The sequence below is a fragment of the Streptosporangium sp. NPDC002721 genome (assembly GCF_042888905.1).
Taxonomy (GTDB): domain Bacteria; phylum Actinomycetota; class Actinomycetes; order Streptosporangiales; family Streptosporangiaceae; genus Streptosporangium.
The window spans coordinates 19,687-42,639 of record NZ_JBIAQI010000010.1 but is presented as its reverse complement, the minus strand read 5'-3'; the positions used below and the strand labels follow the sequence as shown (position 1 = coordinate 42,639).

The following is a 22,953-nucleotide window of genomic DNA, read 5'->3' as shown; positions in this document are numbered from 1 at the left end:
GGGGGCGGTGGTCGGGGTCAGCGGGGAGAGAGGGCGCTGCCCTTGACGCCCGAGGCGTGCAGGTCGGCCTCCACCCGCGCGGCGGTGGCGAGCAGCGGCGGGAGCAGGTTGCGGCGGGCGGACTCGGAGGTCGTACGGCTCGCGTGGGAGGAGATGTTGATCGCGGCGGTCACCCGCCCCGAGCGTTCCCTCACCGGGACGGCGATCGAGCGCAGGCCCTCCTCCAGCTCCTGGTCGACCATGGCCCAGCCCTGGGCGCGGACCCTGTCGAGCTCGGCTCCGAGCGCGGTGGGGGAGGTGATCGTCCTGGGGGTGAACCTGTGCAGCTCGACGTTCCCGAGATAGGCGTCGAGGTCGCAGGGCGGCAGCCAGGCCAGCAGCACCCTGCCCATCGAGGTGCAGTGGGCCGGGAAGCGGGTGCCGATGTTGATGGTCACCCGCATGATCCTGCTGGTGGCCACCCGGGCCACGTAGACGACGTCCTCGCCGTCGAGCACCGCCACCGACGCCGACTCGTGCACCTCGGCGACGAGGCGTTCGAGGTGCGGCTCGGCCACCTCGGGCAGCGAGAGGCTGGACAGGTAGGCGTACCCGAGGTCCAGGACGCGGGGGGAGAGCGCGAACAGCCGCCCGTCGGTCCTGACGTAGCCGAGGTCGACGAGCGTCAGCAGGAACCGCCGGGCCGCGGCCCGGGTCAGGCCGGTCGCGCGGGCCACCTCGCTGAGCGTCAGCTCGGGGCTCGTCGCGCTGAACGCCTTGATCACCGAGAGCCCGCGTGCCAGCGACTGCACGTGGTCAGAGCCACGGTCAACCGGTTCGACCATCCCCGCCCTCCTCGTTCCGGTCGAACTCTAGCGCCGCCCGTGCCACCGCGAACGCCCGGTTGGCGGCGGGCACGCCCGCGTAGATCGCGGTCTGCAGCAGCACTTCCTTGATCTCCTCCTCGGTCAGGCCGACGCGGAGCGCCGCCCTGACGTGCATGGCCAGCTCCTGCTCGTGCCCGAGCGTGGCGAGCATGGCCAGCGTGACGCAGCTGCGGGTGCGCCGGTCCAGGCCGGGACGGGTCCAGATCTCACCCCAGGCGTAGGTGGTGATGAACTCCTGGAAGTCGGCGGTGAACGGGGTGGTGCCCGCGACGGCGCGGTCCACGTGCTCGTCGCCGAGTACGGCCCGGCGCGTCGCGTCCCCGGCCGCCCAGCCGTTCACGCGGGTCGCTTCCTGGGGCGCGCCCTCGTTCGTGTGGTCCGCTCCTTCGGCGGCGCCCCCGTTCGGGTGGTTCTCTTCGGCCGCTTGCCCGTTCGCGCCGTCCGTCTTCTCGCCTGTGAACTCGCTCATGTACCCGCTCTCCCGTTCGTCCCGTTCGCTCATGTTCCGGCTCCGGTGAGGTTCTCGTGGGCGGCGAGCGCCCGGTCGACGAAGGCGGAGGCGGAGCCGAGGGCGCCCGCCGGGTCGAGGGCCGCGTCGATCTCCCCGGGGGTGAGGGGGACGCCGGGGTCGGCGAGCAGGACCTCCCGCAGCTCCGCGCCCTCCTCGGCGGCGCGGGCGCAGGCGGCGTCCACCAGCCGCCGGGCCTCCGGGGTGCCTCCGAGCCGTACGACGACCTGCTCGGCCATGAGCAGCCCGCGGGTCGCGCCGAGGTTGGCGCGCATCCGGGCGGTGTCCACGGTCAGGCCCTCCAGCACCTCGCGGAGCCAGGAGGCGGCGCTGCCGGTCAGCCGGAGCAGCTCGCCCAGCGTCTCCCACTCGGCCTGCCAAGGGCCCGCCGCGCGCTCGTGCTCCTGGACCATGCCGTCCAGGATCGAGGCGACCAGCCCGGGGACGCGCTGGGCGCAGGCGAGCACGGACATCGAGCCCACCGGGTTGCGCTTGTGCGGCATCGCGCTGGAGGTGCCCCGGCCGGGGCCGGTGGGCTCGGCGACCTCCGCCACCTCGGTCTGGGCGAGCAGTTTCACGTCGTTCGCCACCTTGGCGAGCGTCCCGGCGGCGGTGCCGAGCGCGCAGGCGAGCCGGGCCACAGGGGTACGGTCGGTGTGCCAGGGGACGACCGGCTCGGCCAGCCCCAGCCCGGCCGCCAGGAGCGGCGGCACCTCGTGGCCCCGGTCGCCGAGGACCGACAGGGTGCCCGCCGCCCCGCCGTACTGGACCGGCAGCGGAACCTCCGCCAGCCCGGTCCGCGAGCCGTCCAGCGCGCTCAGCCAGCCCGCCGCCTTCAACCCGAACGTGACGGGCACGGCGTGCTGCAGGACGGTGCGTCCTGCCATGACGGTGCCGCGGTGCTCGGACGCCAGCCGCGCGCAGGCGTCCGCGCAGGCGGACAGGTCGGCCAGGATCGGCGCGAGGGCGCGGCGGGCGACCAGCATGGCGGCGGTGTCGTTGATGTCCTGGCTGGTGGCGCCGTAGTGGACGAACCGCCGCAGGCCGGGCTCGATCCGCTCCCGCAGGGCGGCGACCAGGGGGATGACGGGGTTGCCGGTCCGCGCGGCCCGCTCGCCCAGCTCGGTGACGTCGTAGAACTCGGGGCGGCAGGCCTCCGCCAGCGCGGCGGGCACCTCGGCCGGGACCAGGCCGATCCCGGCCTGCGCGCGGGCCAGCGCGGTCTCGGCGTCCAGCATTGCGGCGAGCCACGCGACGTCCGACACCTCCGCCGGGGTCGCGCCCCTGGCGAACATCCCGGAGAACAGGCCCCCGGTCGTGAGAGCCGCGGGAGCCGGGGGCTCGGCGGGAGAGGTCATGTCCACCTCCGGGTGGTTCGGACGCCGCTCAGGAACCGATTCCCTCAAGGACGACGGCCAGTCCCTGGCCCACGCCGATGCAGATGGCGGCCAGGCCGTACCCGCCGCCCCGGCGGTGCAGCTCGTGGGCGAGGGTGCCGAGGATGCGCGCCCCCGAGGAGCCGAGGGGGTGGCCGAGCGCGATGGCGCCGCCGTTGACGTTGACGATCTCGGGGTCGAGGTCGGGCCACTCGGCGAGGCACGCCAGCGACTGGGCGGCGAACGCCTCGTTGAGCTCGACCGCGCTCAGGTCGGACCAGCCGACGCCCGCCCGCTTGAGGGCCGTACGGGCCGCGTCGACCGGTCCGATGCCGAACAGGTGCGGCTCGACGCCGGCCACCGCGCGGGAGACGATCCTGGCCAGCGGGGCTCGCCCGGACCGGGCGGCCCCCGCCTCGTCGCCGACGAGCAGCGCGGCGGCGCCGTCGTTGAGGGGGGAGGCGTTTCCCGCGGTGACGGTGCCGCCGGAGCGGAAGACCGGCTTCAGGCGGGACAGCGACTCCTCGGTCGAGTCGGCCCTGACGGACTCGTCGTGGTCGAGGGCGTCGAGCGGGACCACCTCGCGGCCGAAGACACCGCGCTCCCAGGCCGCCGCCGCGCGCCGGTGGCTGCGCAGCGCGAACCGGTCCTGGGCCTCGCGGCCGATGTCGTAGCGGTCGGCGAGGATCTCGGCGCCCTCGCCCAGGGCGACCGTCCACTCGGCGGGCATCCGGGGGTTCACCATGCGCCAGCCGAGGGCCGTGTCGTGCAGGGTCCGCTCTCCCCGGTCGAAGCCCCGCGCGGGCTTGGGCATCACCCACGGCGCCCGGCTCATCGACTCGGAGCCCCCGGCGACCACCAGGGACGCGTCGCCCACGGCCACCGCGCGGGAGGCGGCGATCGCCGCCTCCAGGCCGGAGCCGCACAGCCGGTTGAGGGTGGTGCCGGGCACCGTCACCGGCAGCCCGGCCAGGAGCACGGCCATCCGCGCGACGTCCCGGTTGTCCTCGCCCGCCCCGTTGGCCGCGCCGAAGAACACGTCCTCGATGGCGGCGGGGTCGAGGGCGGGGGCGCGGTCGGCCAGCGCGCGGACGACGTGCGCGGCCAGGTCGTCGGGGCGGACGCCCGACAGCGCGCCGCCGTACCGGCCGATGGGGGTGCGGACCGCGTCGAGGATGTAGACGTCGTTCAAGGTCGGAGACTCCTGTCCGCCCGGTGCTTCGGCCGCTCCGGTGCTCGGGTGACGTGATTCCGGAGTGTTTGTTCGTTATATGAACGAATGTTCTCAGAATGAACATACTGATCCGCCGTTCCGACGGTCAACTCGGAGGCTCGCGATTCCTTGACACACTTGACATCGACGGCGTAACTTCCGCGATATGCCCCGTTCGTCCGGAGAATCATTGTTCGTATAACGAACGTCACCCCTCGCGTTCTTCCCCTCTCGGGAGGTCCTGTGCACCGTCCCACAGCCGTCCTGACCGGCGCGGTCGCGTGTGGTTCGGGCGGGCAACCCGCCAAGGACGCCAAGGACGCCAAGGACGCCAAGGACGCCAAGGACAGGGCGATCGCCGGGATCGACCTGCCCAGGTGGGGTACGGAGATCGACCGCGAGCCGGTGCAGGCGATCGCGGACCTGGCGCAGGGGGACGGTGTCCTCAGGAGCAGGGCCGGCGTGGCCGCGCTGATCCCTTGACCCGCGACACGGGGTGGAACGGCCCGCGCGGGAGTGCCGGTCGTGGGCGACGGCTCCGCGCCGCACGGCGTCCAGGCCCTGTGGAGCGCGGCGCACTACGGGGTGGGGACGCTGTTCGTGGTGCTCGCCAACGGCCGGTACTCGGTCATGGGGCGGTCATGGACCGGCCGGCGGAGCGGGCCGGCGCGGGCAAGGCCCCCTGGCCGCCGTTCACCGAGGTCCGCATGGCGGCCCTGGCGAGGTCGCCGGGGTGCCCGGCGCGGCGGGTGGAGACCTACCGCGAGCCGGCCGGCGCGCTGGACGAGGTGGTCCCGGGACCGGCCGGGCGACGCGAACCGCTGCCGCTCGACGTGGCGGTCGTGCCCGACCCGGACTTCCGACCGTGACGGCCGAGTGACAGCCAAGTGAAGGACAGGGCCGGGTGACGACCGCGCACCTCGCCATGATGAGAACGACGAAGGAGACACCATGCCGCTTATGGATGCCACGAAGTGGGCCGGGCAGGTTTTCGGGGACGGATGGGTCACCTCGCGCGCGGGTGACGCGGCCGTGGTCGAGCCCGCCACCGGCGCGGAGCTCGGCAGGGTCGGGGTCGCCGGGGCCGAGGACGTGGCGGCGGCGGCCGTGCTCGCCGTACGGGCGCAGCGGGAGTGGGCGGCGACCTCGTTCGAGGAGCGGGCGGCCGTGTTGCGGCGGGCGGGCGGGCTGTTCGAGGAGCACGCGGAGGAGATCCAGGACTGGCTGGTCCGCGAGGCCGGGTCGATCCGCCCCAAGGCGGGCGTGGAGACACACGTCGCCGCCCAGGAGTGTCACGAGGCCGCCGCGCTGGCCTCCCAGCCGCTGGGGGAGATCCTGCCGACCGTCAAGCGGCGGCTCAGCCTGGCCCGGCGCGTGCCCGCCGGGGTGGTCGGGGTGATCTCCCCGTTCAACTTCCCGCTGGTCCTCGCCATCCGGTCGGTCGCCCCGGCGCTCGCGCTGGGGAACGCGGTGATCCTCAAGCCCGACCCGCGCACCGCCGTCTCCGGGGGTGTCGTCCTCGCCCGCGTCTTCGAGGAGGCGGGATTGCCGTCCGGGCTGCTCCAGGTGCTGCCGGGAGGGGTGGCGGCGGGGCAGGCGCTGGTCGGCGACCCGCTGGTACGGGTGATCTCCTTCACCGGCTCGACCTCGGCGGGGCGCGCGGTCGGCGAGGCGTGCGGGCGGCTGCTCAAGCGGGCCCACCTGGAGCTCGGCGGCAACAGCGCGCTGATCGTCCTGGACGACGCCGACCTGGACCTCGCGGTCTCGGCGGGCGCCTGGGGCTCCTTCCTGCACCAGGGGCAGATCTGCATGACCACCGGACGCCACCTGGTGCACTCCTCGATCGCGGAGGAGTACGTGGCGCGGCTCGCGGAGAAGGCCGACCACCTGCCGGTCGGCGACCCGGCGGGCGGGCAGGTCGCGCTCGGCCCGCTGATCGACGCCGGGCAGCGGGACAAGGTCCACGGCCTGGTCACCGCGAGCGTCGACGCCGGGGCGCGGCTGGCGGCGGGCGGCACCTACGAGGGGCTCTTCTACCGGCCCACGGTCCTGGCCGACCTGCCCCCGCGCGCGCCCGCGTACGTCCAGGAGGTGTTCGGCCCGGTCGCGCCCGTGCTGCCGTTCTCCACGATCGAGGAGGCCGCCGCGCTGGCGTCCGACAGCGAGTACGGCCTGTCGCTGGGCATCCTGACGCGTGACGCGATGCGCGGCCTGGCGCTGGCCGACCTCGTTCCCACCGGGATCGTGCACGTCAACGACCAGACGGTGGACGACGAGGCGGTGGCCCCGTTCGGCGGGGTCGGCGCGTCGGGCACCGGCTCGCGCTTCGGCGGGGGACGGGCCAACATCGAGGCCTTCACCGAGACGCGCTGGGTGACTATGCAAGGAAATATCGCGACGTATCCCTTCTGATGCGTTGAATAACCTCCCCCTCTGGTGCTCTGTGAGGCTTATGGGAGAGTTGGGCAATGTCCGAACGGGGGGTCAGTGTGTCGCGGGTGTCGCCGGTGTCATGGGTGTCGCGGGTTCTGCTCATCGCGGGGTTCGTGCTCGCGTCGCTCAACCTGCGGCCCGCGCTCGCGGGCGTCTCCCCGGTGCTGGGCGAGATCATGGACGATCTCGGGCTGAGCGCCGCGGGGGGAGGGGCGATCACCACGGTCATGGTGGTCTGCCTGGGCGTCCTCGGCCCGCTCGCCCCCCTGCTCGCCCGCCGCTTCGGCCTGGACCGCACGCTCATGGCCGGGCTGCTGATCCTGGCCGCGGGCGTGGCGCTGCGCAGCGTGGGAAGCGTCCCCGCGCTCTACGCGGGCGCGGCCGTCGCCGGTACGGCCATCGCCGTGATGAACGTCGCGATGCCCGGCGTGGTCAAGCAGCACTTCCCCTCGCGGGTCGGGCCGTTCACCGCGATCTACGTCTCCGGCCTGGTGCTGGGCGCCGCGATGGCGTCCGGCTCGGCGGTCCCGATCGAGCGGGCCACGGGGCTCGGCTGGCGCGAGGTGACCGCGATGGCCGCGATCCCGGCACTGGCCGCCGCGGCGCTCTGGCTGCCCCAGGCCCTGCGCCGCCCCGCCCGCCCGGAGGCCGCGCCCAGGCCGTTCGCCCAGCTGCTCCGCAGCCGGGTGACCTGGTACGTCACCGTCTACATGGGCCTGCAGTCGCTGACCTTCTACATCATGCTGGCCTGGATACCGACGATCTTCAAGGACGCGGGGCTCCCCGCCGACCAGGCCGGATACATGCTCAGCCTCACCAACCTGGCCCAGGTGGCGGCCACCCTGACCGTCCCGGTGCTCGCGGGACGGGCCCGGTCGCAGGTGCCGTACGTCACCACCGCGACCGTCCTCACGGTCGCCGGGTACCTCGGCGTGCTGATCGCCCCGGCCACCCTGCCGTGGCTCTGGATGATCGTCCTCGGGGTGGGGCAGGGCGCCTCGATCGCGCTCGCCCTGCTCATCATCACGCTCCGCGCGCCCGACCCGGTCTCGGTGACCGCGCTGTCGGCCGTCGCCCAGTCCGTCGGCTACACGCTGGCCGCGCTCGGGCCGTTACTGATCGGCGCGCTCCACGAGCTCTCGGGCGGCTGGACGCTGCCGCTGCTGGCCGGGCTCGGCGCGTGCGGCCTGCAACTGGCGGCCGGTTTCCTGGCCGGGCGCCCGGTCGCGCCGTCCGGCGCGGGCGAGCCCCGACCGGCCGAGGAATCACCCTCCCTGGCCTGACCCGCTTCCCGGCCCGGCACGCTCCCCGATCTCGCCCGCGACGGGGCTCATCCTCCCCGGCCTGGCCCGCGCCGGGAAGCCGGCCTTCCGCCCTTTCCACCCTTTCCGGCGTGACGTACGTGCCGTAAAAGCGCTGGTCAGCGGGGTTGAGGGGCCTCTTGTGGCTTCCTGGGCGGGCGCGTAGCGTTGGACGGGACCGTCACCGGCCGGCCGGACGGCGGGGCCGTGATCGGCGGCAGGCCGTACGGCATCGCGTCCACCCGGATCCAGGGTGGCCGTCACTCTTTGCGACTCGCGACGGGACCCTGGGTCACAGGGACCTCTCACCATGCGGACGGGGAGGTGGGGACATGGCCGTGACGGCGCGCCGGCTCGTGAGGCGGGTTCCCGCCACCGGCGCCGACCTGCTGGTCGGCTGCCTGGAGATGTCGGGGGTCGAGTACGTCTTCGGGATCCCGGGCGCCAAGATCGACGCGGTGTTCGACGCCCTGCTCGACGCCGGGCCGAGGCTGGTGGTGTGCCGGCACGAGCAGAACGCCGCGTTCATGGCGGCGGCGGCCGGACGGCTCACCGGACGGCCCGGCGTGGTGCTGGTGACCTCTGGACCCGGCACCTCCAACCTGGCCACCGGCCTGGCGACGGCGACCACGGAGGGCGACCCGGTCGTCGCGTTCGCCGGGGCGGTGCCCCGCGCCGACCGGCTGAAGCGGACGCACCAGTCGATGGACTCGGCCGGCCTGCTCCGGGCGGTCTGCAAGTTCACCTGGGAGGTGGACGACGTGGCCGCCCTGCCCGAGGTCGTGTCGAACGCCTGCCGGGCGGCGGCCACCTCGCCTCGCGGGGCCGTGGCCGTCATCCTCCCGCAGGACCTCCTCGCCGACGCCGCCACCGAGCCTCCCGCCGGGACGCCGGACGTGCCGCGGCTCGGGGCCGCCCCTCCGGAGGCGATCGACCGGGCCGCGGACACCGTCAGGGGGGCACGGACGCCGGTCGTGCTCCTCGGGGCCCGGACCGGCGACCCGGACGCGGCCGAGGCGGTGCGCGACCTGATGTCCCGTACCGGCCTGCCGGTGGTGGAGACCTTCCAGGCCGCCGGGGTGGTGCCGCGAGGGGACCTGGAGGAACGCTTCCTCGGCAGGGTCGGCCTGTTCCGCAACCAGCCGGGGGACGAGGCGCTGGGCCAGGCGGACCTCGTCCTCGCCGTCGGCTACGACCACGTCGAGTACGACCCCGGGCTGTGGAACCCGGGCCCCGGCCCAGGACCGGAGATCGTCCACCTGGACGACGGCCCGGCGGAGATCGACAACCGCTACCGGCCGTCGATCGAGCTGCGCGGCGACGTGGCGGCGACCGTGACGGCGCTGGCCGACCGGCTGGACGGGCTCGCTCCCGCCCGCGGCGCCGTGGCCCGTGTCGCCGCGCTGCGCGCCAGGCTCGCCGAGCTGGACGCCGCGCCCGCCGAGTCCCGTCCGGGCCGGATCCATCCCCTGCGGATCGTCCGCGCCCTGCGGGAGGCGGTCGACGACGACGCCACCGTGGTCTGCGACGTCGGTTCCCACTACATCTGGATGGCCCGTCACTTCCGGACCTACCGGCCACGCGGCCTGCTGTTCTCCGACGGCCAGCAGACGCTCGGCGTGGCACTGCCCTGGGCCGTCGCCACCGCGCTCGTGCGGCCGGGCCACAAGGTGGTGTCCGTCTCCGGCGACGGGGGCTTCCTCTTCTCCGCGATGGAGCTGGAGACCGCCGTGCGCGTCGGCGCCGACCTCACGCATCTGGTGTGGCGCGACGGCACCTACGACATGGTCGCCTTCCAGGAGCGGCTGAAGTACGGGCGGACGTCGGGGGTCGACTTCGGCCCGATCGACACGGTGCGCTTCGCCGAGAGCTTCGGCGCGACCGGGATGCGGGCGACCTCCGCGGACGAGCTCCCCGGCGTGCTCCGCCGGGCCATCGACACTCCGGGGCCCGTCGTCGTCGACGTGCCGGTCGACTACGGCGACAACGAGAGCCTCGCGGCGGTTCTGCGCCTGGAGTCGTTCGAGTGACATCCTCCCGGGAGGGGTGACGGCACGATGAACGGACACCACGACCTCCTGGGGGGACTGCTGCGCGCCTTCCTCGCGCACCGCGACGTCGGCGGCGCCCTGCACCGGGACACCGCCCGCGCCCGCGAGATCTTCCAGTCCTCCACGATGGACGCCCTCCTCGACGGGGTGTACGAGGGCGACCTCACCATCGGCGAGCTGCGCCGACACGGGGACTTCGGCCTCGGGACCTTCAACGGGCTGGACGGCGAGCTCGTGGGGTTCGACGGCCGGTTCCACCATCTCCGCCCGGACGGCACCGCCGTCCCGGCCGATCCCGCGGAGAAGACCCCCTTCGCCGCCGTCACCTTCTTCCGCGCCGACCGGGAGGCCGAGGTCGGCCCCGGCATGTCGCGCGCGGAGCTGGAGTCGCTGTGCGACGGGCTCGCCGCCGGGCGCAACCTCTTCTACGCGGTACGCCTCGACGGGCTGTTCGCGCGGGTGACCACCCGCACCGTGGCCAGGCAGCACCGGCCCTACCCGCCCCTGGTCGAGGCCACCCGCGACCAGCGCCTGACCACCTTCACCGACGTCGAAGGCACCGTCGCGGGCTTCCGTACGCCGGACTACGCGCAGGGGATCGCGGTCGCCGGGTACCACCTGCACTTCCTGGACGCCGGACGCACCGGCGGCGGCCACGTGATCGACGTCACGGTACGGCGGGCGACGCTGCGGATCAGCACCGAGGCCGAACTGCGTCTCAGCCTCCCCCGCACGCCGCAGTTCATGAACGCCGACCTCACCGGCCACGACGTGGACGCCGAGACGAGAAGGGCGGAAGGGGGCGGTCCCGGCGGCGGCTGAGGCGGTTCCCCACCCTCCGGGACGGGCCGCATCACCGGCCGCCCGTACGACCCGTTTCCTTCGCGAGTCGTTGTTCCAATGGTCATCCGGGCGGCCTACGTTCCTGAACATGATCCGTAGGCTTCTGGCCGCGGCGCTGGCGGTCCTCGCGACCGGTACCGTCGCCGTTGTGCTGCAACAACCCGAACCCGCCACCGCCGAGCCCCGTGGCCGCGAACCCGTCGTCATCGGCCACCGGGGCGCCAGCGCGCACCGGCCCGAGCACACCCTGCTCGCGTACGAGACCGCGATCGCGCTCGGTGCCGACTACATCGAGCCCGACCTGGTCTCGACGAAGGACCACGTGCTGGTGGCCAGGCACGAGAACGAGATCGGCGGCACCACCGACGTCGAGAACCACCCCGAGTTCGCGGCGCGCCGGACGACCAAGACCATCGACGGCACCCCGATCACCGGCTGGTTCACCGAGGACTTCACGCTCGCCGAGCTGAAGACGCTCAGGGCCGAGGAGCGCATCCCCGACCTGCGCCCGGACAACACCGTCTTCAACGGCCTCGCGGAGATCCCGACCTTCGACGAGGTCGTGGCGCTCGCCAGGCGCAGCGGGGTCGGCGTCTACCCCGAGACCAAGCACCCGAGCTACTTCGACTCCATCGGCCTCTCCCTGGAGGAGCCGCTGCTCGACGTGCTCGGCCGCCACGGCTGGCGCGGGAGCCGCGACCCGGTCTTCATCCAGTCCTTCGAGACCGCCAACCTGCGCGAGCTGAGCAAGAGGACCAGGCTGCCGCTGGTCCAGCTGATCACCGCCACCGGCGCCCCGTACGACTGGATCGCCGCCGGGGACCCGCGCACCTACGACACCATGGTCACCCCCGCGGGGCTGCGCGACGTGGCGAGCTACGCGGACGGCGTCGGCGTCGACACCAGGCGGATCGTGCCCACCGGCCCCGACGGCCGCCTCCTGCCGCCCACCACGCTCGTCCGGGACGCCCACCGGGCCGGCCTGAAGGTCCACACCTGGACCGTCAGGAACGAGAACGCCCAGCTCCCGGTGGACTTCCGGTTCGGGAACCCGGCGAGCCCGGCCTACCCGCGCGCCACCGGCAACGTGATGGGCTGGCTGGAGAGGCTCTACTCCCTCGGGATCGACGGCGTCTTCGCCGACGACCCGGGCATGGCCAACGCCGTCAGGGCGCGCGTCTTCTGACCCCTCCCGTTCCCGACCGTCCGGGCACGACCCCGTACGGTCGGGAACGCGGCTAGCCGGCCGAGGAGGGGGCGGGTGGCGGGGGCCTGTCCGTGACGGCCGTGTAGAGGTCCTCGGCGAGACCCTCGCCTCCCCGCGGGGCGAACGGCCTGATCGCGACGACGTGCCCGTCGGGCCGCAACAGCACCAGCGTGTCGCCGGGGACGCCGAACCGCAGGCGGACCCGCTCGCCGGGGTCGAGCAGGAGCCGGTCGCGCAGCTCCGAGCCCGGTGGCACGTCCCACCTGCTGACCACGTACTGCCGCAGCGCGGGGGAGTCGGGGGGAGGGGCCAGGGGGGCCCGCCGGGCGTCGGTGAAGTACAGCGCGACGAAGGAGTCCGCGCACAGGTCGTGCGGGTGGACCTCCCCGGCAGGGCCGAACAGCGGCAGGTCCGGGACCCGGTCACCGGCCCGCACCGGTGCGGGGGTGTCACCGGTCCTGACCATGGCCCAGTCGCCGGTGCCGTCCACGTCGAGCCGTACTCCCAGCAGCGTGCGCGTCTGGGCGGTTCCCCAGCCGCCCTCCGTCATGGCCGCGGCGCCCTCACCGCGATGGGCCATGACGGCGCGGGCCGCCTCGGCCATCCTGCCCGAGCCGAGGGAGGCCATCGGGAGCTGCTCGCGCTCGTACCCGTCGAGCAGCCGGTCGTCCGCCCACCCCCGCAGCACCCACGCCAGGCGCCACGCCAGGTTGGAGGTGTCCAGCGCCCCGGTGTTGAGGCCGAGGGCCCACATCGGCGTGATCAGGTGGGCGGCGTCCCCGAGCAGGAAGACCCGGTGGTCACGCCAGCGGCTCGCGATCCGGTGATGGACGCGGTAGACGTTGCAGCCCACCAGCCGCGAGGGGCCCACCTCCCCGAGGAAGCGCAGCGCCCTGTCCCGCAGTTCGGCCTCGTCCGGTTCCGGCGTGCCCGGCTTGAGCATGTAGACGAAGCGCCAGCAGTGCGGCAGGCGCACCACGACCACCCACTCCTCCGGGTCGGAGAAGTAGCCCAGGTAGGGGTAGTCGCGCGGGGTCTCGACGTCGAGGTCGACCTCCAGGTCGACGAGCACGTACCGCTCCTCCAGCGTCCGGCCCTCGACGGTCACGCCGAGCGCCCCCCGGACGAACGACCGCCCGCCGTCGCAGCCCAGCAGGTACGACCCGCGGATCACCCGGGACCCCGAGGCCGTCTCGGCGGTCACCTCCACCCCTTCCGGGTCCTGCCGGAAGCCGGTCACGCGGTGTCCCATGCGCAGGGCGCCCGGGGCCCTGCGCTCCAGCTCGTCGCGGAGCACCGGCTCCAGGTGGTGCTGCGGGATGTTGGCGAGGAACGGGAACCTGGTGTCGGAGGCCAGGGCGTCCGTACCCACCCGGAACCTGGGCAGGCCCGTGGCGCGCTCGAACTCGCCGATCTCGTCGACGCGCAGCGCGGCGCGCAGCACCGGGGGCAGTGCCCCGTACCGGTGCAGGATCTCCAGGCTGCGGGTGAGCAGCGAGCCGGCCTTGGTGTCCGGGGACAGCCGTTCGTCCTCCTCCAGCACCACGACCGGGAGGCCGTGGTGGGCCAGCCCGAGCGCGGTGATGAGCCCGACGGGACCCGCACCGGCCACGACGACCGGAGCGGGCCCTTCACCGTGGACCGGTGCGGGCCGTTCACCGGGGGCCGACGCGGGCCGGTCCCCGGCGGCCGGGCGGTCAGCCATTCTTCAACTCCACCAGGCGCGACACGTATCTCGTCTCTCCCACGTTCGTCAGCTTGTGCACCGCGCCCGGCTCCCTGAAGATCACCGAGCCGCGCGGCTCGGGCGCGTCGATCAGCTGCCCGTCGGCGGTCTCGATGACGTTGACGGCCTCCTCGACCGCGACGATGAGGTACGGGTGGTCGTGCCGGTGCAGGGGCTGGGTCTGGCCCGGTTCCAGCTCGATCTGCCAGACCCTGACCAGCTCGTTCTCGAAGACGATGTGCTGGCCCACCGGGCCCAGCCCGGCCTCGCCCGCTTCTGGATCACTCATCGGATACCTCCGTGTCGACTCGGATGATGTGGCGGGTCCCTGCCGGGAGAGCCGGGTTCAGGCGGTGGTCTCGCGCGCCCACGGCAGCAGGAGGCGTTCGATCGCGACCAGGACGTAGAACAGCGCGATGCTCATCGCGCCGAGCAGCACCATCGCGGCGAACGCCAGCGCCGTGTCCGCGCTCGCGCCGGACTGGACGATGACGTAGCCGAGCCCGGCCTGGGCGCCGACGAACTCACCGATCACCGCGCCGATGACGGCGAGCGAGATCGCGACCTTGAGCCCGACGAAGATCTGCGGCAGGGCGTGCGGGAAGCGGACCTGGAGGAACAGGCGCCACCAGCTCGCCCGGAGCGACCTGCTCAGCTCGACGAACTCCGCCGGGGTGGACCGCAGGCCGGTGGCCGTGGAGATCACGATGGGGAAGAAGCAGACCAGGAAGACCATGACCACCTTGGGGAGCTGACCGAACCCCATCCACACGACCAGGATCGGCGCGACGGCCACCTTGGGCACCGCGTTCACCGCGATCAGCAGGGGGTAGACACTCTCCTCGACGATCCGGAACGTGGCGATCAGGACCGCGATCAGCACGCCCGTCACCACGGCGAGCGCGTACCCCTGCAGCGTCTCCACCAGCGTCACCCAGGTCTGGTCGAGCAGGTAGCCGCCGTGCTCGCCGAAGACGGCGAGCACGTCCGGCGGCGCGGGCAGGACGTACGGCGCGATGCCGAAGGCGACCGTGGCCAGCCACCACGCCGCCACGGTCAGCGCCGCGCCGATCAGGGGAAGCACCCAGACCCTCATCGGGCGCCTCTCCCCGTCGGCTCCCCGGACGAGCCCGGAGCCCGCTCGCCGGTTCGTTCGTCGGCCCGCTCATCGGTTCGTTCGTCGGCCCGCTCACCGGGCCGCTCGCCCGCTCGTTCGCCGAGGGGTTCCGCGAGCAGGGAGCGCAGCCGTGCGCCGTACCCGGCCAGCCGCTCCGCGTGGGCGTCGCGGCCGAGGGAACGCGGCCGGGGTACGTCGATCTCCACGATCTCCCGGACCCGGCCGGGCCGTGGGCTGAGCACCACGACCCGGTCGGCGAGCAGTACCGCCTCCTCGATGGAGTGGGTGACGAGGACGACCGTGGCGGCGCTCTCCGCCCGGATCCGCTGGAGCTCGGCGGAGAGCTCCTCGCGGGTGAGCGCGTCCAGCGCGGAGAACGGCTCGTCCATGAGCATCACCTTCGGCTCGCAGATCAGCGACCGGCACAGGGCCACCCGCTGCTGCATGCCACCCGACAGCTCGTGCGGGAGCCGCCTCTCGAACCCCTCCAGCCCGGCCACGCGCAGCAGCTCGCGCGCGCGGCCGAGATGGGCGGCCCTCGACCGGCCGAGGAACTCCACGGGCAGCAGCACGTTGCCGAGGACCGTCCGCCACGGGAGCAGGGCGGGCCGCTGGAACATGAGGCTGACGTCGGGGCGCGGCCCGGTCACCGGCTCTCCCGCGACCCGCACCTGCCCGCCGGTCGCCGGGATGAGACCGGCGACCAGCCGCAGGAGCGTCGACTTCCCGCAGCCCGAGCGCCCGATCACCGCCACGAACTCGTGCTCGCGCACCCGCAGGCCGATCCCCTCCAGCGCGGTCACCGGTCCGGTCCTGCCAGGGAACACGCAGGACAGATCCGAGATCTCGATCACCTCAGGATCCGGGGACGAGGCCGAAGGTGACGATGTCGGAGGGCTTGAAACCGGGCTTGATCACCTTCGCGTCCTCAAGGATGGCGATGACGGCGGCCAGGCGGCTCTCCTCCAGCGCGCCCACGGGCACCCCGGCCTCCGACGGCCGTACGAAGGCGGCCATCTCCTTCAGCTCCGCGGCTGCGGTGACCGCGTTCTGGGTCGGGTGATACTTGTTCAGGATTTTTCCGGACTCGTCGGGGTTGTCGATGGCGTACTCCAGCCCCTTGAGCAGGGCGTCCCGGAATTTCGTCACCACCTCGGGCCTCTCGGCCGCCATCTTCGCGGTGGTCGTGAGGATGTTGCCGTACATCTCCCTGACGTGGTCGCTGTACGGCAGGACCACGGCCTTGCGCCCCTGGGCCGCCTGCTCGATGGTCGGCCTGCCCACCACGAACTGGCCTATGGCGTCGACCTTGCCCGAGGCCAGCAGCTGCGGCAGCGACGGGGGCGGCGCGGGGACGAAGGTGACCTTGGCCGGGTCGATCCCGGCGGCCTTGGCGTACGCGGGGAAGACGAGCTTGACGGCCGAGCCCGGCGGGTCGGCGATCTGCTTGCCCTCCAGGTCCTCGGGCGCGGTGATGCCCGAGTCCTCAAGGGCGATGACGGCGGTGAGCGACCGCTGCTGGATCGCCGCCACGCCGGTGACCGGCAGCCTCTGCCCCGCGAGGGTGACGATGGAGCCGGTCAGGTCGGTGATCCCGAAGTCGGCCTGGCCGCTCGCGATCAGTTTGAGGGAGTCGGCGGTGCCGCTGCCGGGCCTGATGGTGACGTCGAACCCCGCGTCCCTGAAATAGCCCTTCTCCAGGGCGACGTAGGCGTAGGAGTCGCGCCCGAAGACGTTGAACGAGGTCAGGTAGTTGATTTTGGTGGCCGCGGGAGGCGCGGACGGCGCGCCGGAGCCCGTCGCGGGGGCGCCGCCGGTGTCGGCGTTCGCACACGCGCTCGCAACCAGGAGGCACAAGGCCGTCAGCGAGCTACGGACGATGGTCGGGATGTTCACAGGTCCCCTTCCGTTACCAGATTTGATCAAAGCCTTTCTGACCAAATCCGGCAACGGTCCGGGATTACCTTCTTGTCAAATTCTCAACGGAACCCGCGTTCTCAGGCGACCTCGACCATCTGCTCGACGTCGTCCATGGGACGCAGCTCGTCGGCGTAGCTGACCGAGACGCGGCGCATCACGCCGCTGTCGCTGATGGAGTACTGGCCCAGGCGCCACAGCGGCGGCGAGTAGGCGTGGATCGAGACGCTGCCGTGCACCGCGCCGGTCAGCCGGTGGATGTGGTCGGGGCCGAAGGAGAAGGACTCGCCTTCCGAGATCACGGTCTCCAGGTGCTCGCCGCCGATGCGGGGGTTGCACTCCAGGAGCGTCCCGGCCACCACGCGGACGGCACCCGAGGAGGTGTCGTGGTCGTGCCAGCCGGTGTCGTCCTCGGGACGCCAGCACAGCAGCCAGACGTCCACGTGGGAGTCGCGGTAGAGGGAGGCGAAGTGGCGGCCGCCCTCCTCGGGGAACTCCACCTGGTCCGCCCACCCGGACGGGTCGGCGGCCAGCTCGTTGACCAGGTCGAGGAGCTCGCGCCGGTCGAGGGCGCGGGCGGGCAGGGCCTCGTAGCTCATGAGGTCTCACCGCCGGACGGCCCGGAGCCCGCGATGTCCACTCGCCCGGCGTGACCGGCATGACCGATGACTCTTGCGCGCCGCTTGCCCGCGGCGTGGTTCGCCGGGAGCACACAGCTCTCGCGGCCCTGGTACTGGTTCACTTGCGCGACTCCTTTCCGTTCAGAAGGCGGTGCGGGTTGGTGACCGCGACGGCGTGCCAGGCGGCGTCGCCGAGCGCGGGGTCGGGTGCGGTGGCGTAGGGCTGGTCGGAACCGCTGACCACGATGTCGACGCCGAGTTCGCGGACGATCGCGTCGATGGCGCGCGGGCCGTAGGAGGAGGTCTCCAGGAACAGGTCGGGATCGACCTGGCCCCGGCCCTCGCCGCCCCGGTTGGCCAGGCGCTCGGAGTGGAGCGGGGCCAGCCCGGCGAGCAGCGAGAAGCAGACCCGCAGGCGGGGGTGGCGGGCCCGGCCGAAGGCGGCGAAGGCGTACCACGCGGCGTGCATCTGCTGCACGTACGGCACCACGGCCGGCCACCAGCCGGGCCCCTCGGGCTCGGTGGCGGGGCCGGGGTGCACGAAGAGCGGCAGGTCGCGCTCGGCGAGCACGTCGAGCAGCGGGGCGACCCCGGCCAGACCGGCGGCGTCGCGCACGGCGGTCGCGGGCAGCTGGAGCCCGACGAGCCCCGGCCGCGCGTTCCCGTCGACGTGCCCTCCGACGCCCTTGACGCCGTCTCGCGTGTCGAGGGTCTTGGCGAGCCTGGCGGGGTCGATCTCGCTGAGGCAGGTCGCCGCCCAGGCGCCGAAGGGCGCGGGCAGCGCGAGGGCGTCCTCGTGGTACGCGTCGATGATCGGCCAGGCGTCGTCGGGGGGCAGGGACTCGATGCCCAGCGGGCTGGACAGCGACACGAGGGCGAGGTCGAGGCCCGCGTTCAGCGCGAGGCGCCCGGCGAGGTCGTGGTCGGCGGGGTCGACCTCGTAGGCGGGCTCGCCGTCCAGGTGGAGGGTCCAGCCGTCGAGGCGGGGCGCGGCCGTGCGCCGTCTGAGCGCGTCCACGAACGCGGGCGTCCACAGATGCTGGTGAACGTCGACGGTCACGACGGGTCCCCTCCTTTCACGCTTCGAGGTATTCCCTACCTAGAATAGGGGTAAACGCCTCCACCTCGCCACATCCAACAGTGACACGGTTCAGTGAACCGTTTCAGTGAACCGCTTCACGAAGATCGTGTCAATCCCTCCCGAATGTCCTGCGAAGCCCCCGATCGCGTGGGAACCGCGTCTCCGGAGGGCCCGGGGAATAGGCTGGTCCGATGCCCCAGCCCCGGAAACGAGCGACCATCCGCGAGGTGGCGAAGGCCACCGGCCTGTCGCCCGCCGCCGTCTCGTACGCCCTGCGCGGCATGCAGGTGTCGGAGGAGACCATCGAGCGGGTGCGCAGGGTCGCGGCCGAGCTCGGTTACGAGGCCGACCCCATCGCCCGGGCCCTGGCCAGCGGCCGGACCGGCATGATCGGCCTGCTCTGCGGCTCGCTGGAGGACCTCTGGCAGCAGGCGCTGGCCGTCGGCATCGGCCGCGCGCTCAAGGACAACGACCGCTACGCCCTGATCCTGGACGCCGCCGGAGACCCGGCCAGGGAGCACACGCTCGCCAGGCAGCTCCGTGACCAGCGGGTGGACGCGCTGATCGTGCAGCCGGTCGACCCCGCCGCGCCGCTCTGGGCCGACCTGTGCGAAGGGCTGCCGGTGGTGTCGATCGGCGACGCCCTGGCCGGGGCGCGCACCGCGGGCGAGGTCGTCTTCGACAACCGGGCCGGGGTGACCCTCGCCCTGGAGCACCTGCGCGGGCGGGGTCACCGGCGCCTGGCCGTCCTCACCTCGACGCGGGCCAGCACCCCCGACCGGCCCGCCGACGTGCACGTCCTGGCCGAGGCCGGGCGGCTGGGCCTGGACATCGAGACGGTCACCTCCTCGCAGTCGCTGGGAACCGCCACCCGGGTCGCGGGCGAGATGCTCGACGCCGGTCACCGGGCGTTCTTCTGCTTCGCCGACTCGATCGCCTACGGCGTCTACGCGGCCTCGGCCGAGCGGAAGCTGGGCATCCCGTTCGAGGTGTCCGTGATGGGCTACGACGACCATCCCATGTCGGGACTGCTCACCCCCGGCCTGACCACGGTCGACTGGGACATCGACGGCATCGTCCGGGCCGCCGTCCGCATCGTCGTGGCCGCCGCCGACGGCAACACGCGCCGCCGCCGCATCGTCCAGGCGCCCCAGCTGCGCGAGCGCGGCTCGGTCGGCTGACTCAAGGACGCCGAGGGGTAAGGCCGGGCAGGAGCCCGCGCGCCGCGTCGAGGTCGGCGTCCAGGGGACGGTCGTGCATCGCGTCGTCAAGCGGCAGGTCGCAGGGCAGGCCGCGCCGCCGCAGGGCCCGTACGGAGGCCACCAGCTCGCACGCCAGGACGATCTCCAGCGGTTCGGCGGCGGCGAGCGCGGAGCGGGCCGCCTGCGGGGTGAAGCTCGCGTGGTCCTCGGTGCCCAGGGAGAGCACGGCGCCGCCCAGGGTGACCGGGGCCGCCAGGTGGCGCAGCTCGGCCAGCGCGGAGTGCGCGACGTATTCGAGGATCATGACCCCGGACAACCCGGGACGTTCGGCCAGGAAGGGGAGCAGGCCCGTGTGGGCCGGGTCGTTCAGGGTGGCGAGCCTGGCGGCGCTCAGCGTCGCGGTCTGCACGAGCGCGGCCCGCAGGGCGTCGAGGGCGAGCGCGACCCGCGCCGAGTGGAAGTTGCCGTTGTGCCAGGCCCGGCCGTCGGCGATCAGCGGGTTCTCCGGGGCCGCGTTCATCTCCTCGGCGACCGTCCGCTCCGCCCGGCCGAGCGCGTCGAGGACGGCCCCGTGGACCTGCGGGAAGGCGCGGTAGCCGTACGGGTCCTGGACGCGGCGCGGGCTGGTGGAACCGATCAGGGCGCGCAGCCCGGACGCCACCCCGGTCTGCTCGGGGCCGCGCTGCACGACGGGGGAGAGCGGTTCGAGCGAGGCCTCGATCGCCCGGAAGGAGTGGGCCGCGACCGTCGTGGCGGCGGACAGCAGGACCCCCAGGCGGTGGCAGGCCAGCGCCGCGTCCGCCAGGGTCGCCGCGCCCGAGCTGATGAACGGCAGCGCGTCGCCCGGGGCGAGCGCGAACCTGGGCACCGGATCGCCCGCCCGCGTCCCGCCCTGTTCGGAGAGCTCGGAGGGTCCGGCGGGAGGGGTCCAGGGGAGCTCGCCCATGAGGCAGAGCGCGGTGGTGGCCAGGGCGGTGAGGTCGCCGGTACCGATGGCGCCGTAGGTGCGGATCGGCGGGGTGAGGCCCTGGTTGACAGCGTCGGCGAGGACGGGCAGGAGGGCCGGGTCGACCCCCGAGCCCCCGGCGAGCAGCTGGTTGAGACGGACCACGAGGGTGGCGCGGGCGCGGAACTCCTCGATGACCGGTCCGGCGCCGCCCGCGTGGCTGCGGAGCAGGTCCAGGCCGGTGTCCGTGGCCGCCACGTCCTTGTTGGCGCCCACGCCGGTGGTTCGGCCGTACACGGGCCCGTCGAGCAGGCCGGCCGTCCGCCATGCCGCCTCCGCACGGCCGGTGGAGCCCAGCGCGATCCCGGAACCGCGGGCCGCCCGGTCGACCCGCTCGCAGGTCAGGTGGGCGCCGTCAAGGACGACGGTCATCGGCTCAGTCGCCGACGATCTTGTCGAGGATGAGGTCGAGCAGCCAGCTGACGATGCCGATGACGATCGCGCCCCAGAACGCGGCCCAGAAGCCGTCGACGTGGAAGGGCAGCGAGAGCTGGCGGGCGATCCAGCTGGTCAGCAGCAGCAGCCCGGCGTTGACCACCAGGGCGAACAGGCCGAGCGTGAGGATGTAGAAGGCGCAGCCGAGCGTCGAGATGATCGGCTTCAGGACGGCGTTCACGATCCCGAAGACGAGGGCGACGGCGACGAGCGTGCCGATCTCCCTGACCGGGGTGCGCGCGGACACCGTGATGCCGTCCACGAGCTGGGTCGCCGCCCACAGAGCGGCTGCTACGACCACTATTTTGATGAGTATTTTCACGTTTTGGGATCCTCGCATGGATGGTCGAGCGGGCGGTAGGTTCGCGCCCCGAATGTGGATATATACGCATAACAGGTGATTTGCCGACCGGTCGCGTACCCGCCGATCCGGTTACCTCGGACGGCGAGGACGCGGCGGTCGCCACGAGCGCCGGGAACGGTGAGCCGGCCCGGCCGCCGCGGAAAGTTTCGCATCCGTGACCGTATGCGGTCATGAAAGTGGCGAGATCGCGTCAGGCGTGCCGTTCCCCGGCGGGAAGAAACGCGGCCGGATGGGAAAGTCCCAGGTGAGGAGCACGAATCGCCGAGGGGGCCTCATCATGTCCAACGCCCGACCATCCGCCGGCCGACCGGAGAAGCCGTCCGCCGGAGCCGGCTCGACGCCCGGAACCGGAACCGAGGCCCACTCCGCTCCCAAGCCCGGTCCTCCCCCCAAGCCCGGCCCCCCGCCCAAGCCGAGCCCTCCGCCGAAACCCGGCCCTCCCAAGCCAGGCCCCCCTCCGGGATCCTCTCCCGCGCCGGGCCCCAAGGACAGGCCGAACCCCAAGGACGGGCCGGGAACGGGGAACGGGCCCGGGTCCGGGTCGGAGGCGAGGACTGGAAAGGGGGCCGGACCCGCCCCGGCGGGAGCGTCGTGGGCGGGGCCCGCCGCCGTGAACGGCACGAAGGCCACGGTCGCCGGTCACGCGCCACGAGGAGGGGGACGTACGGTCTCCAGGGAGATCCGGCTCGCGTCGCGGCCCTCGGGGTGGCCGGTCCCGGAGAACTTCGAGCTGGCGGAGGTCGAGCCGCCCGCCCTCGCCGAGGGGGAGATCCTCGTCCGCAACCTCTTCATGAGCGTCGACCCGTACATGCGGGGCCGGATGAACGAGGGCAAGTCCTACACCCCGCCCTTCCGGGTCGGCGAGCCCCTGGACGGCGGCGCGCTCGGCGAGGTCGTCGAGTCACGCGCCCCCGGCCTCGCGCCCGGAGCCACCGTCACCCACCGCTACGGCTGGCGCGAGTACGCCGTCCTCGACGCCGGCGAGGCCCGCGAGGTCGAGGAGATCTCCGGGGTACCGCTCACCGCCTACCTGGGCGCGCTGGGCATGACCGGCCTCACCGCGTACGTGGGCCTGCTCGACATCGCCCGTTTCAAGGACGGCGAGGCGGTGTTCGTGTCCGGCGCGGCGGGGGCGGTGGGCAGCATGGCCGGGCAGATCGCCCGGTTGCGGGGCGCCTCGCGCGTGGTGGGCAGCGCCGGGTCGCGGGAGAAGGTGGCCCATCTGGTCGGCGACCTCGGCTTCGACGCCGCCTTCGACTACCACGACGGTGACATCCACGGGCAGCTCGCCAGGGCGGCTCCCGGCGGGATCGACGTCTACTTCGACAACGTCGGCGGCGACCACCTGGAGGCGGCCATCGACGAGCTGAGGACGTACGGCAGGGTCGCGATGTGCGGTTCGATCTCCTCCTACAACGCCACCGAGCCGGTACCGGGCCCGAGGAACATCGGCCTGGTCGTGGGGAAGCGGCTCACCCTGCGCGGGTACATCGTGTCCGACCACTCCGACCGCCTGCCCGACATGATCACCGAGGTGGGCGCCTGGCTCCGCGAGGGAAAGATCGTCTTCACCGAGACCGTGGTCGACGGCCTGGAGAACGCCCCGCGGGCGTTCGTCGACATGCTCCGCGGCGCCAACACGGGAAAGATGCTGGTCAGGCTGGTGCACTGACGGTACGCACCGTCA

22 protein-coding genes are annotated in these 22,953 nt (G+C 73.2%); 9 read left to right on the top strand and 13 right to left on the bottom strand.

Annotation, left to right across the window (positions count from 1 at the left end; all coding sequences use genetic code 11):
* Window positions 1-17: 17 nt before the first annotated feature.
* From ACFYWM_RS15590 to ACFYWM_RS15575, 4 genes are read right to left on the bottom strand one after another with little or no spacing between them, the layout of a single operon-like run.
* Window positions 18-824, bottom strand: coding sequence for an IclR family transcriptional regulator (locus ACFYWM_RS15590; RefSeq protein ID WP_389914564.1), 807 nt, complete (start codon window positions 822-824; stop codon window positions 18-20).
* Window positions 808-1,335 carry a 4-carboxymuconolactone decarboxylase gene (gene pcaC / locus ACFYWM_RS15585; protein WP_389914561.1) on the bottom strand — a complete coding sequence of 176 codons (528 nt, stop codon included), beginning with the start codon at window positions 1,333-1,335 and terminating at the stop codon, window positions 808-810. Before pcaC ends, ACFYWM_RS15590 begins: the two co-directional genes overlap by 17 nt.
* A 29-nt stretch (window positions 1,336-1,364) precedes the next feature.
* The gene (gene pcaB / locus ACFYWM_RS15580) at window positions 1,365-2,732 is read right to left on the bottom strand and encodes a 3-carboxy-cis,cis-muconate cycloisomerase (RefSeq protein WP_389914558.1); all 1,368 of its coding nucleotides are present in this window, start codon (window positions 2,730-2,732) and stop codon (window positions 1,365-1,367) included.
* 28 nt (window positions 2,733-2,760) lie between these two features.
* Window positions 2,761-3,942, bottom strand: coding sequence for a thiolase family protein (locus ACFYWM_RS15575; protein WP_389914555.1), 1,182 nt, complete (start codon window positions 3,940-3,942; stop codon window positions 2,761-2,763).
* 264 nt (window positions 3,943-4,206) lie between these two features.
* On the opposite strand from ACFYWM_RS15575, the gene ACFYWM_RS15570 reads away from it, so the two are divergent.
* The 7 genes from ACFYWM_RS15570 (at window position 4,207) to ACFYWM_RS15540 (ending at window position 11,777) form a co-directional block, all read left to right on the top strand.
* On the top strand, window positions 4,207-4,446 hold the full coding sequence (locus tag ACFYWM_RS15570) for a hypothetical protein (RefSeq protein ID WP_389914552.1): 240 nt from the start codon (window positions 4,207-4,209) through the stop codon (window positions 4,444-4,446).
* Between the two features lie 158 nt (window positions 4,447-4,604).
* On the top strand, window positions 4,605-4,832 hold the full coding sequence (locus tag ACFYWM_RS15565; RefSeq protein ID WP_389914549.1) for a hypothetical protein: 228 nt from the start codon (window positions 4,605-4,607) through the stop codon (window positions 4,830-4,832).
* Window positions 4,833-4,914: 82 nt separating this feature from the next.
* The gene (locus ACFYWM_RS15560; RefSeq protein WP_389914546.1) at window positions 4,915-6,375 is read left to right on the top strand and encodes a benzaldehyde dehydrogenase; all 1,461 of its coding nucleotides are present in this window, start codon (window positions 4,915-4,917) and stop codon (window positions 6,373-6,375) included.
* Window positions 6,376-6,479: 104 nt separating this feature from the next.
* Window positions 6,480-7,679, top strand: a complete 1,200-nt coding sequence (locus tag ACFYWM_RS15555) for a CynX/NimT family MFS transporter (RefSeq protein WP_389914543.1) — start codon at window positions 6,480-6,482, stop codon at window positions 7,677-7,679.
* Between the two features lie 350 nt (window positions 7,680-8,029).
* Window positions 8,030-9,727: an acetolactate synthase AlsS gene (gene alsS / locus ACFYWM_RS15550; protein ID WP_389914540.1), complete on the top strand. Its 1,698-nt coding sequence runs from the start codon at window positions 8,030-8,032 to the stop codon at window positions 9,725-9,727.
* 27 nt (window positions 9,728-9,754) lie between these two features.
* Complete coding sequence (budA, locus tag ACFYWM_RS15545; protein ID WP_389914537.1) at window positions 9,755-10,570, top strand: acetolactate decarboxylase; 816 nt, start codon at window positions 9,755-9,757, stop codon at window positions 10,568-10,570.
* A 109-nt stretch (window positions 10,571-10,679) separates the two neighbouring features.
* On the top strand, window positions 10,680-11,777 hold the full coding sequence (locus tag ACFYWM_RS15540; RefSeq protein WP_389914534.1) for a glycerophosphodiester phosphodiesterase: 1,098 nt from the start codon (window positions 10,680-10,682) through the stop codon (window positions 11,775-11,777).
* 52 nt (window positions 11,778-11,829) lie between these two features.
* Here the strand turns inward: ACFYWM_RS15540 and ACFYWM_RS15535 are convergent, their stop codons facing one another.
* From ACFYWM_RS15535 to ACFYWM_RS15505, 7 genes are all read right to left on the bottom strand, one after another.
* Window positions 11,830-13,503: an FAD-dependent monooxygenase gene (locus ACFYWM_RS15535; protein ID WP_389914531.1), complete on the bottom strand. Its 1,674-nt coding sequence runs from the start codon at window positions 13,501-13,503 to the stop codon at window positions 11,830-11,832.
* Window positions 13,496-13,813, bottom strand: a complete 318-nt coding sequence (locus ACFYWM_RS15530) for a hypothetical protein (protein ID WP_389914528.1) — start codon at window positions 13,811-13,813, stop codon at window positions 13,496-13,498. Before ACFYWM_RS15530 ends, ACFYWM_RS15535 begins: the two co-directional genes overlap by 8 nt.
* A gap of 57 nt (window positions 13,814-13,870) precedes the next feature.
* Window positions 13,871-14,620, bottom strand: coding sequence for an ABC transporter permease (locus tag ACFYWM_RS15525; protein WP_389914525.1), 750 nt, complete (start codon window positions 14,618-14,620; stop codon window positions 13,871-13,873).
* A complete protein-coding gene (locus ACFYWM_RS15520) occupies window positions 14,617-15,495 on the bottom strand; it encodes an ABC transporter ATP-binding protein (protein WP_389914522.1) in 879 nt (292 codons plus the stop codon). The genes ACFYWM_RS15525 and ACFYWM_RS15520 overlap by 4 nt, the downstream gene beginning before the upstream one ends.
* Before the next feature lies 1 nt (window position 15,496).
* On the bottom strand, window positions 15,497-16,537 hold the full coding sequence (locus ACFYWM_RS15515; protein ID WP_389914518.1) for an ABC transporter substrate-binding protein: 1,041 nt from the start codon (window positions 16,535-16,537) through the stop codon (window positions 15,497-15,499).
* Window positions 16,538-16,638: 101 nt separating this feature from the next.
* Window positions 16,639-17,157 carry a cysteine dioxygenase gene (locus ACFYWM_RS15510; protein ID WP_389914516.1) on the bottom strand — a complete coding sequence of 173 codons (519 nt, stop codon included), beginning with the start codon at window positions 17,155-17,157 and terminating at the stop codon, window positions 16,639-16,641.
* 139 nt (window positions 17,158-17,296) lie between these two features.
* Complete coding sequence (locus ACFYWM_RS15505; protein ID WP_389914513.1) at window positions 17,297-18,238, bottom strand: amidohydrolase; 942 nt, start codon at window positions 18,236-18,238, stop codon at window positions 17,297-17,299.
* A gap of 212 nt (window positions 18,239-18,450) precedes the next feature.
* Here ACFYWM_RS15505 and ACFYWM_RS15500 point away from each other — a divergent pair, with 212 nt between their 5' ends.
* Entirely contained in the window at window positions 18,451-19,440 is a 990-nt protein-coding gene (locus tag ACFYWM_RS15500) for a LacI family DNA-binding transcriptional regulator (RefSeq protein ID WP_389914511.1), read from the top strand.
* 1 nt (window position 19,441) lies between these two features.
* On the opposite strand, the gene ACFYWM_RS15495 is transcribed toward ACFYWM_RS15500, so the two are convergent.
* Together ACFYWM_RS15495 and ACFYWM_RS15490 are read right to left on the bottom strand one after the other, a co-directional pair.
* Complete coding sequence (locus ACFYWM_RS15495; RefSeq protein ID WP_389914508.1) at window positions 19,442-20,839, bottom strand: aromatic amino acid lyase; 1,398 nt, start codon at window positions 20,837-20,839, stop codon at window positions 19,442-19,444.
* Window positions 20,840-20,843: 4 nt separating this feature from the next.
* The gene (locus ACFYWM_RS15490; RefSeq protein WP_389914505.1) at window positions 20,844-21,224 is read right to left on the bottom strand and encodes a phage holin family protein; all 381 of its coding nucleotides are present in this window, start codon (window positions 21,222-21,224) and stop codon (window positions 20,844-20,846) included.
* 652 nt (window positions 21,225-21,876) lie between these two features.
* On the opposite strand from ACFYWM_RS15490, the gene ACFYWM_RS15485 reads away from it, so the two are divergent.
* A complete protein-coding gene (locus ACFYWM_RS15485; RefSeq protein ID WP_389914502.1) occupies window positions 21,877-22,938 on the top strand; it encodes an NADP-dependent oxidoreductase in 1,062 nt (353 codons plus the stop codon).
* The last annotated feature ends 15 nt before the right edge of the window (window positions 22,939-22,953 follow it).

Excerpts from the sequence above, each read along its gene's own strand:
- ACFYWM_RS15590 (WP_389914564.1), bottom strand. The coding sequence starts at position 824 with ATGGTCGAACCGGTTGACCGTGGCTCTGACCACGTGCAGTCGCTGGCA.
- pcaC (WP_389914561.1), bottom strand. The coding sequence starts at position 1,335 with ATGAGCGAGTTCACAGGCGAGAAGACGGACGGCGCGAACGGGCAAGCG.
- pcaB (WP_389914558.1), bottom strand. The coding sequence starts at position 2,732 with ATGACCTCTCCCGCCGAGCCCCCGGCTCCCGCGGCTCTCACGACCGGG.
- ACFYWM_RS15565 (WP_389914549.1), top strand. The coding sequence starts at position 4,605 with ATGGACCGGCCGGCGGAGCGGGCCGGCGCGGGCAAGGCCCCCTGGCCG.
- ACFYWM_RS15560 (WP_389914546.1), top strand. The coding sequence starts at position 4,915 with ATGCCGCTTATGGATGCCACGAAGTGGGCCGGGCAGGTTTTCGGGGAC.
- alsS (WP_389914540.1), top strand. The coding sequence starts at position 8,030 with ATGGCCGTGACGGCGCGCCGGCTCGTGAGGCGGGTTCCCGCCACCGGC.
- budA (WP_389914537.1), top strand. The coding sequence starts at position 9,755 with ATGAACGGACACCACGACCTCCTGGGGGGACTGCTGCGCGCCTTCCTC.
- ACFYWM_RS15540 (WP_389914534.1), top strand. The coding sequence starts at position 10,680 with ATGATCCGTAGGCTTCTGGCCGCGGCGCTGGCGGTCCTCGCGACCGGT.
- ACFYWM_RS15535 (WP_389914531.1), bottom strand. The coding sequence starts at position 13,503 with ATGGCTGACCGCCCGGCCGCCGGGGACCGGCCCGCGTCGGCCCCCGGT.
- ACFYWM_RS15530 (WP_389914528.1), bottom strand. The coding sequence starts at position 13,813 with ATGAGTGATCCAGAAGCGGGCGAGGCCGGGCTGGGCCCGGTGGGCCAG.
- ACFYWM_RS15525 (WP_389914525.1), bottom strand. The coding sequence starts at position 14,620 with ATGAGGGTCTGGGTGCTTCCCCTGATCGGCGCGGCGCTGACCGTGGCG.
- ACFYWM_RS15510 (WP_389914516.1), bottom strand. The coding sequence starts at position 17,157 with ATGAGCTACGAGGCCCTGCCCGCCCGCGCCCTCGACCGGCGCGAGCTC.
- ACFYWM_RS15500 (WP_389914511.1), top strand. The coding sequence starts at position 18,451 with ATGCCCCAGCCCCGGAAACGAGCGACCATCCGCGAGGTGGCGAAGGCC.
- ACFYWM_RS15495 (WP_389914508.1), bottom strand. The coding sequence starts at position 20,839 with ATGACCGTCGTCCTTGACGGCGCCCACCTGACCTGCGAGCGGGTCGAC.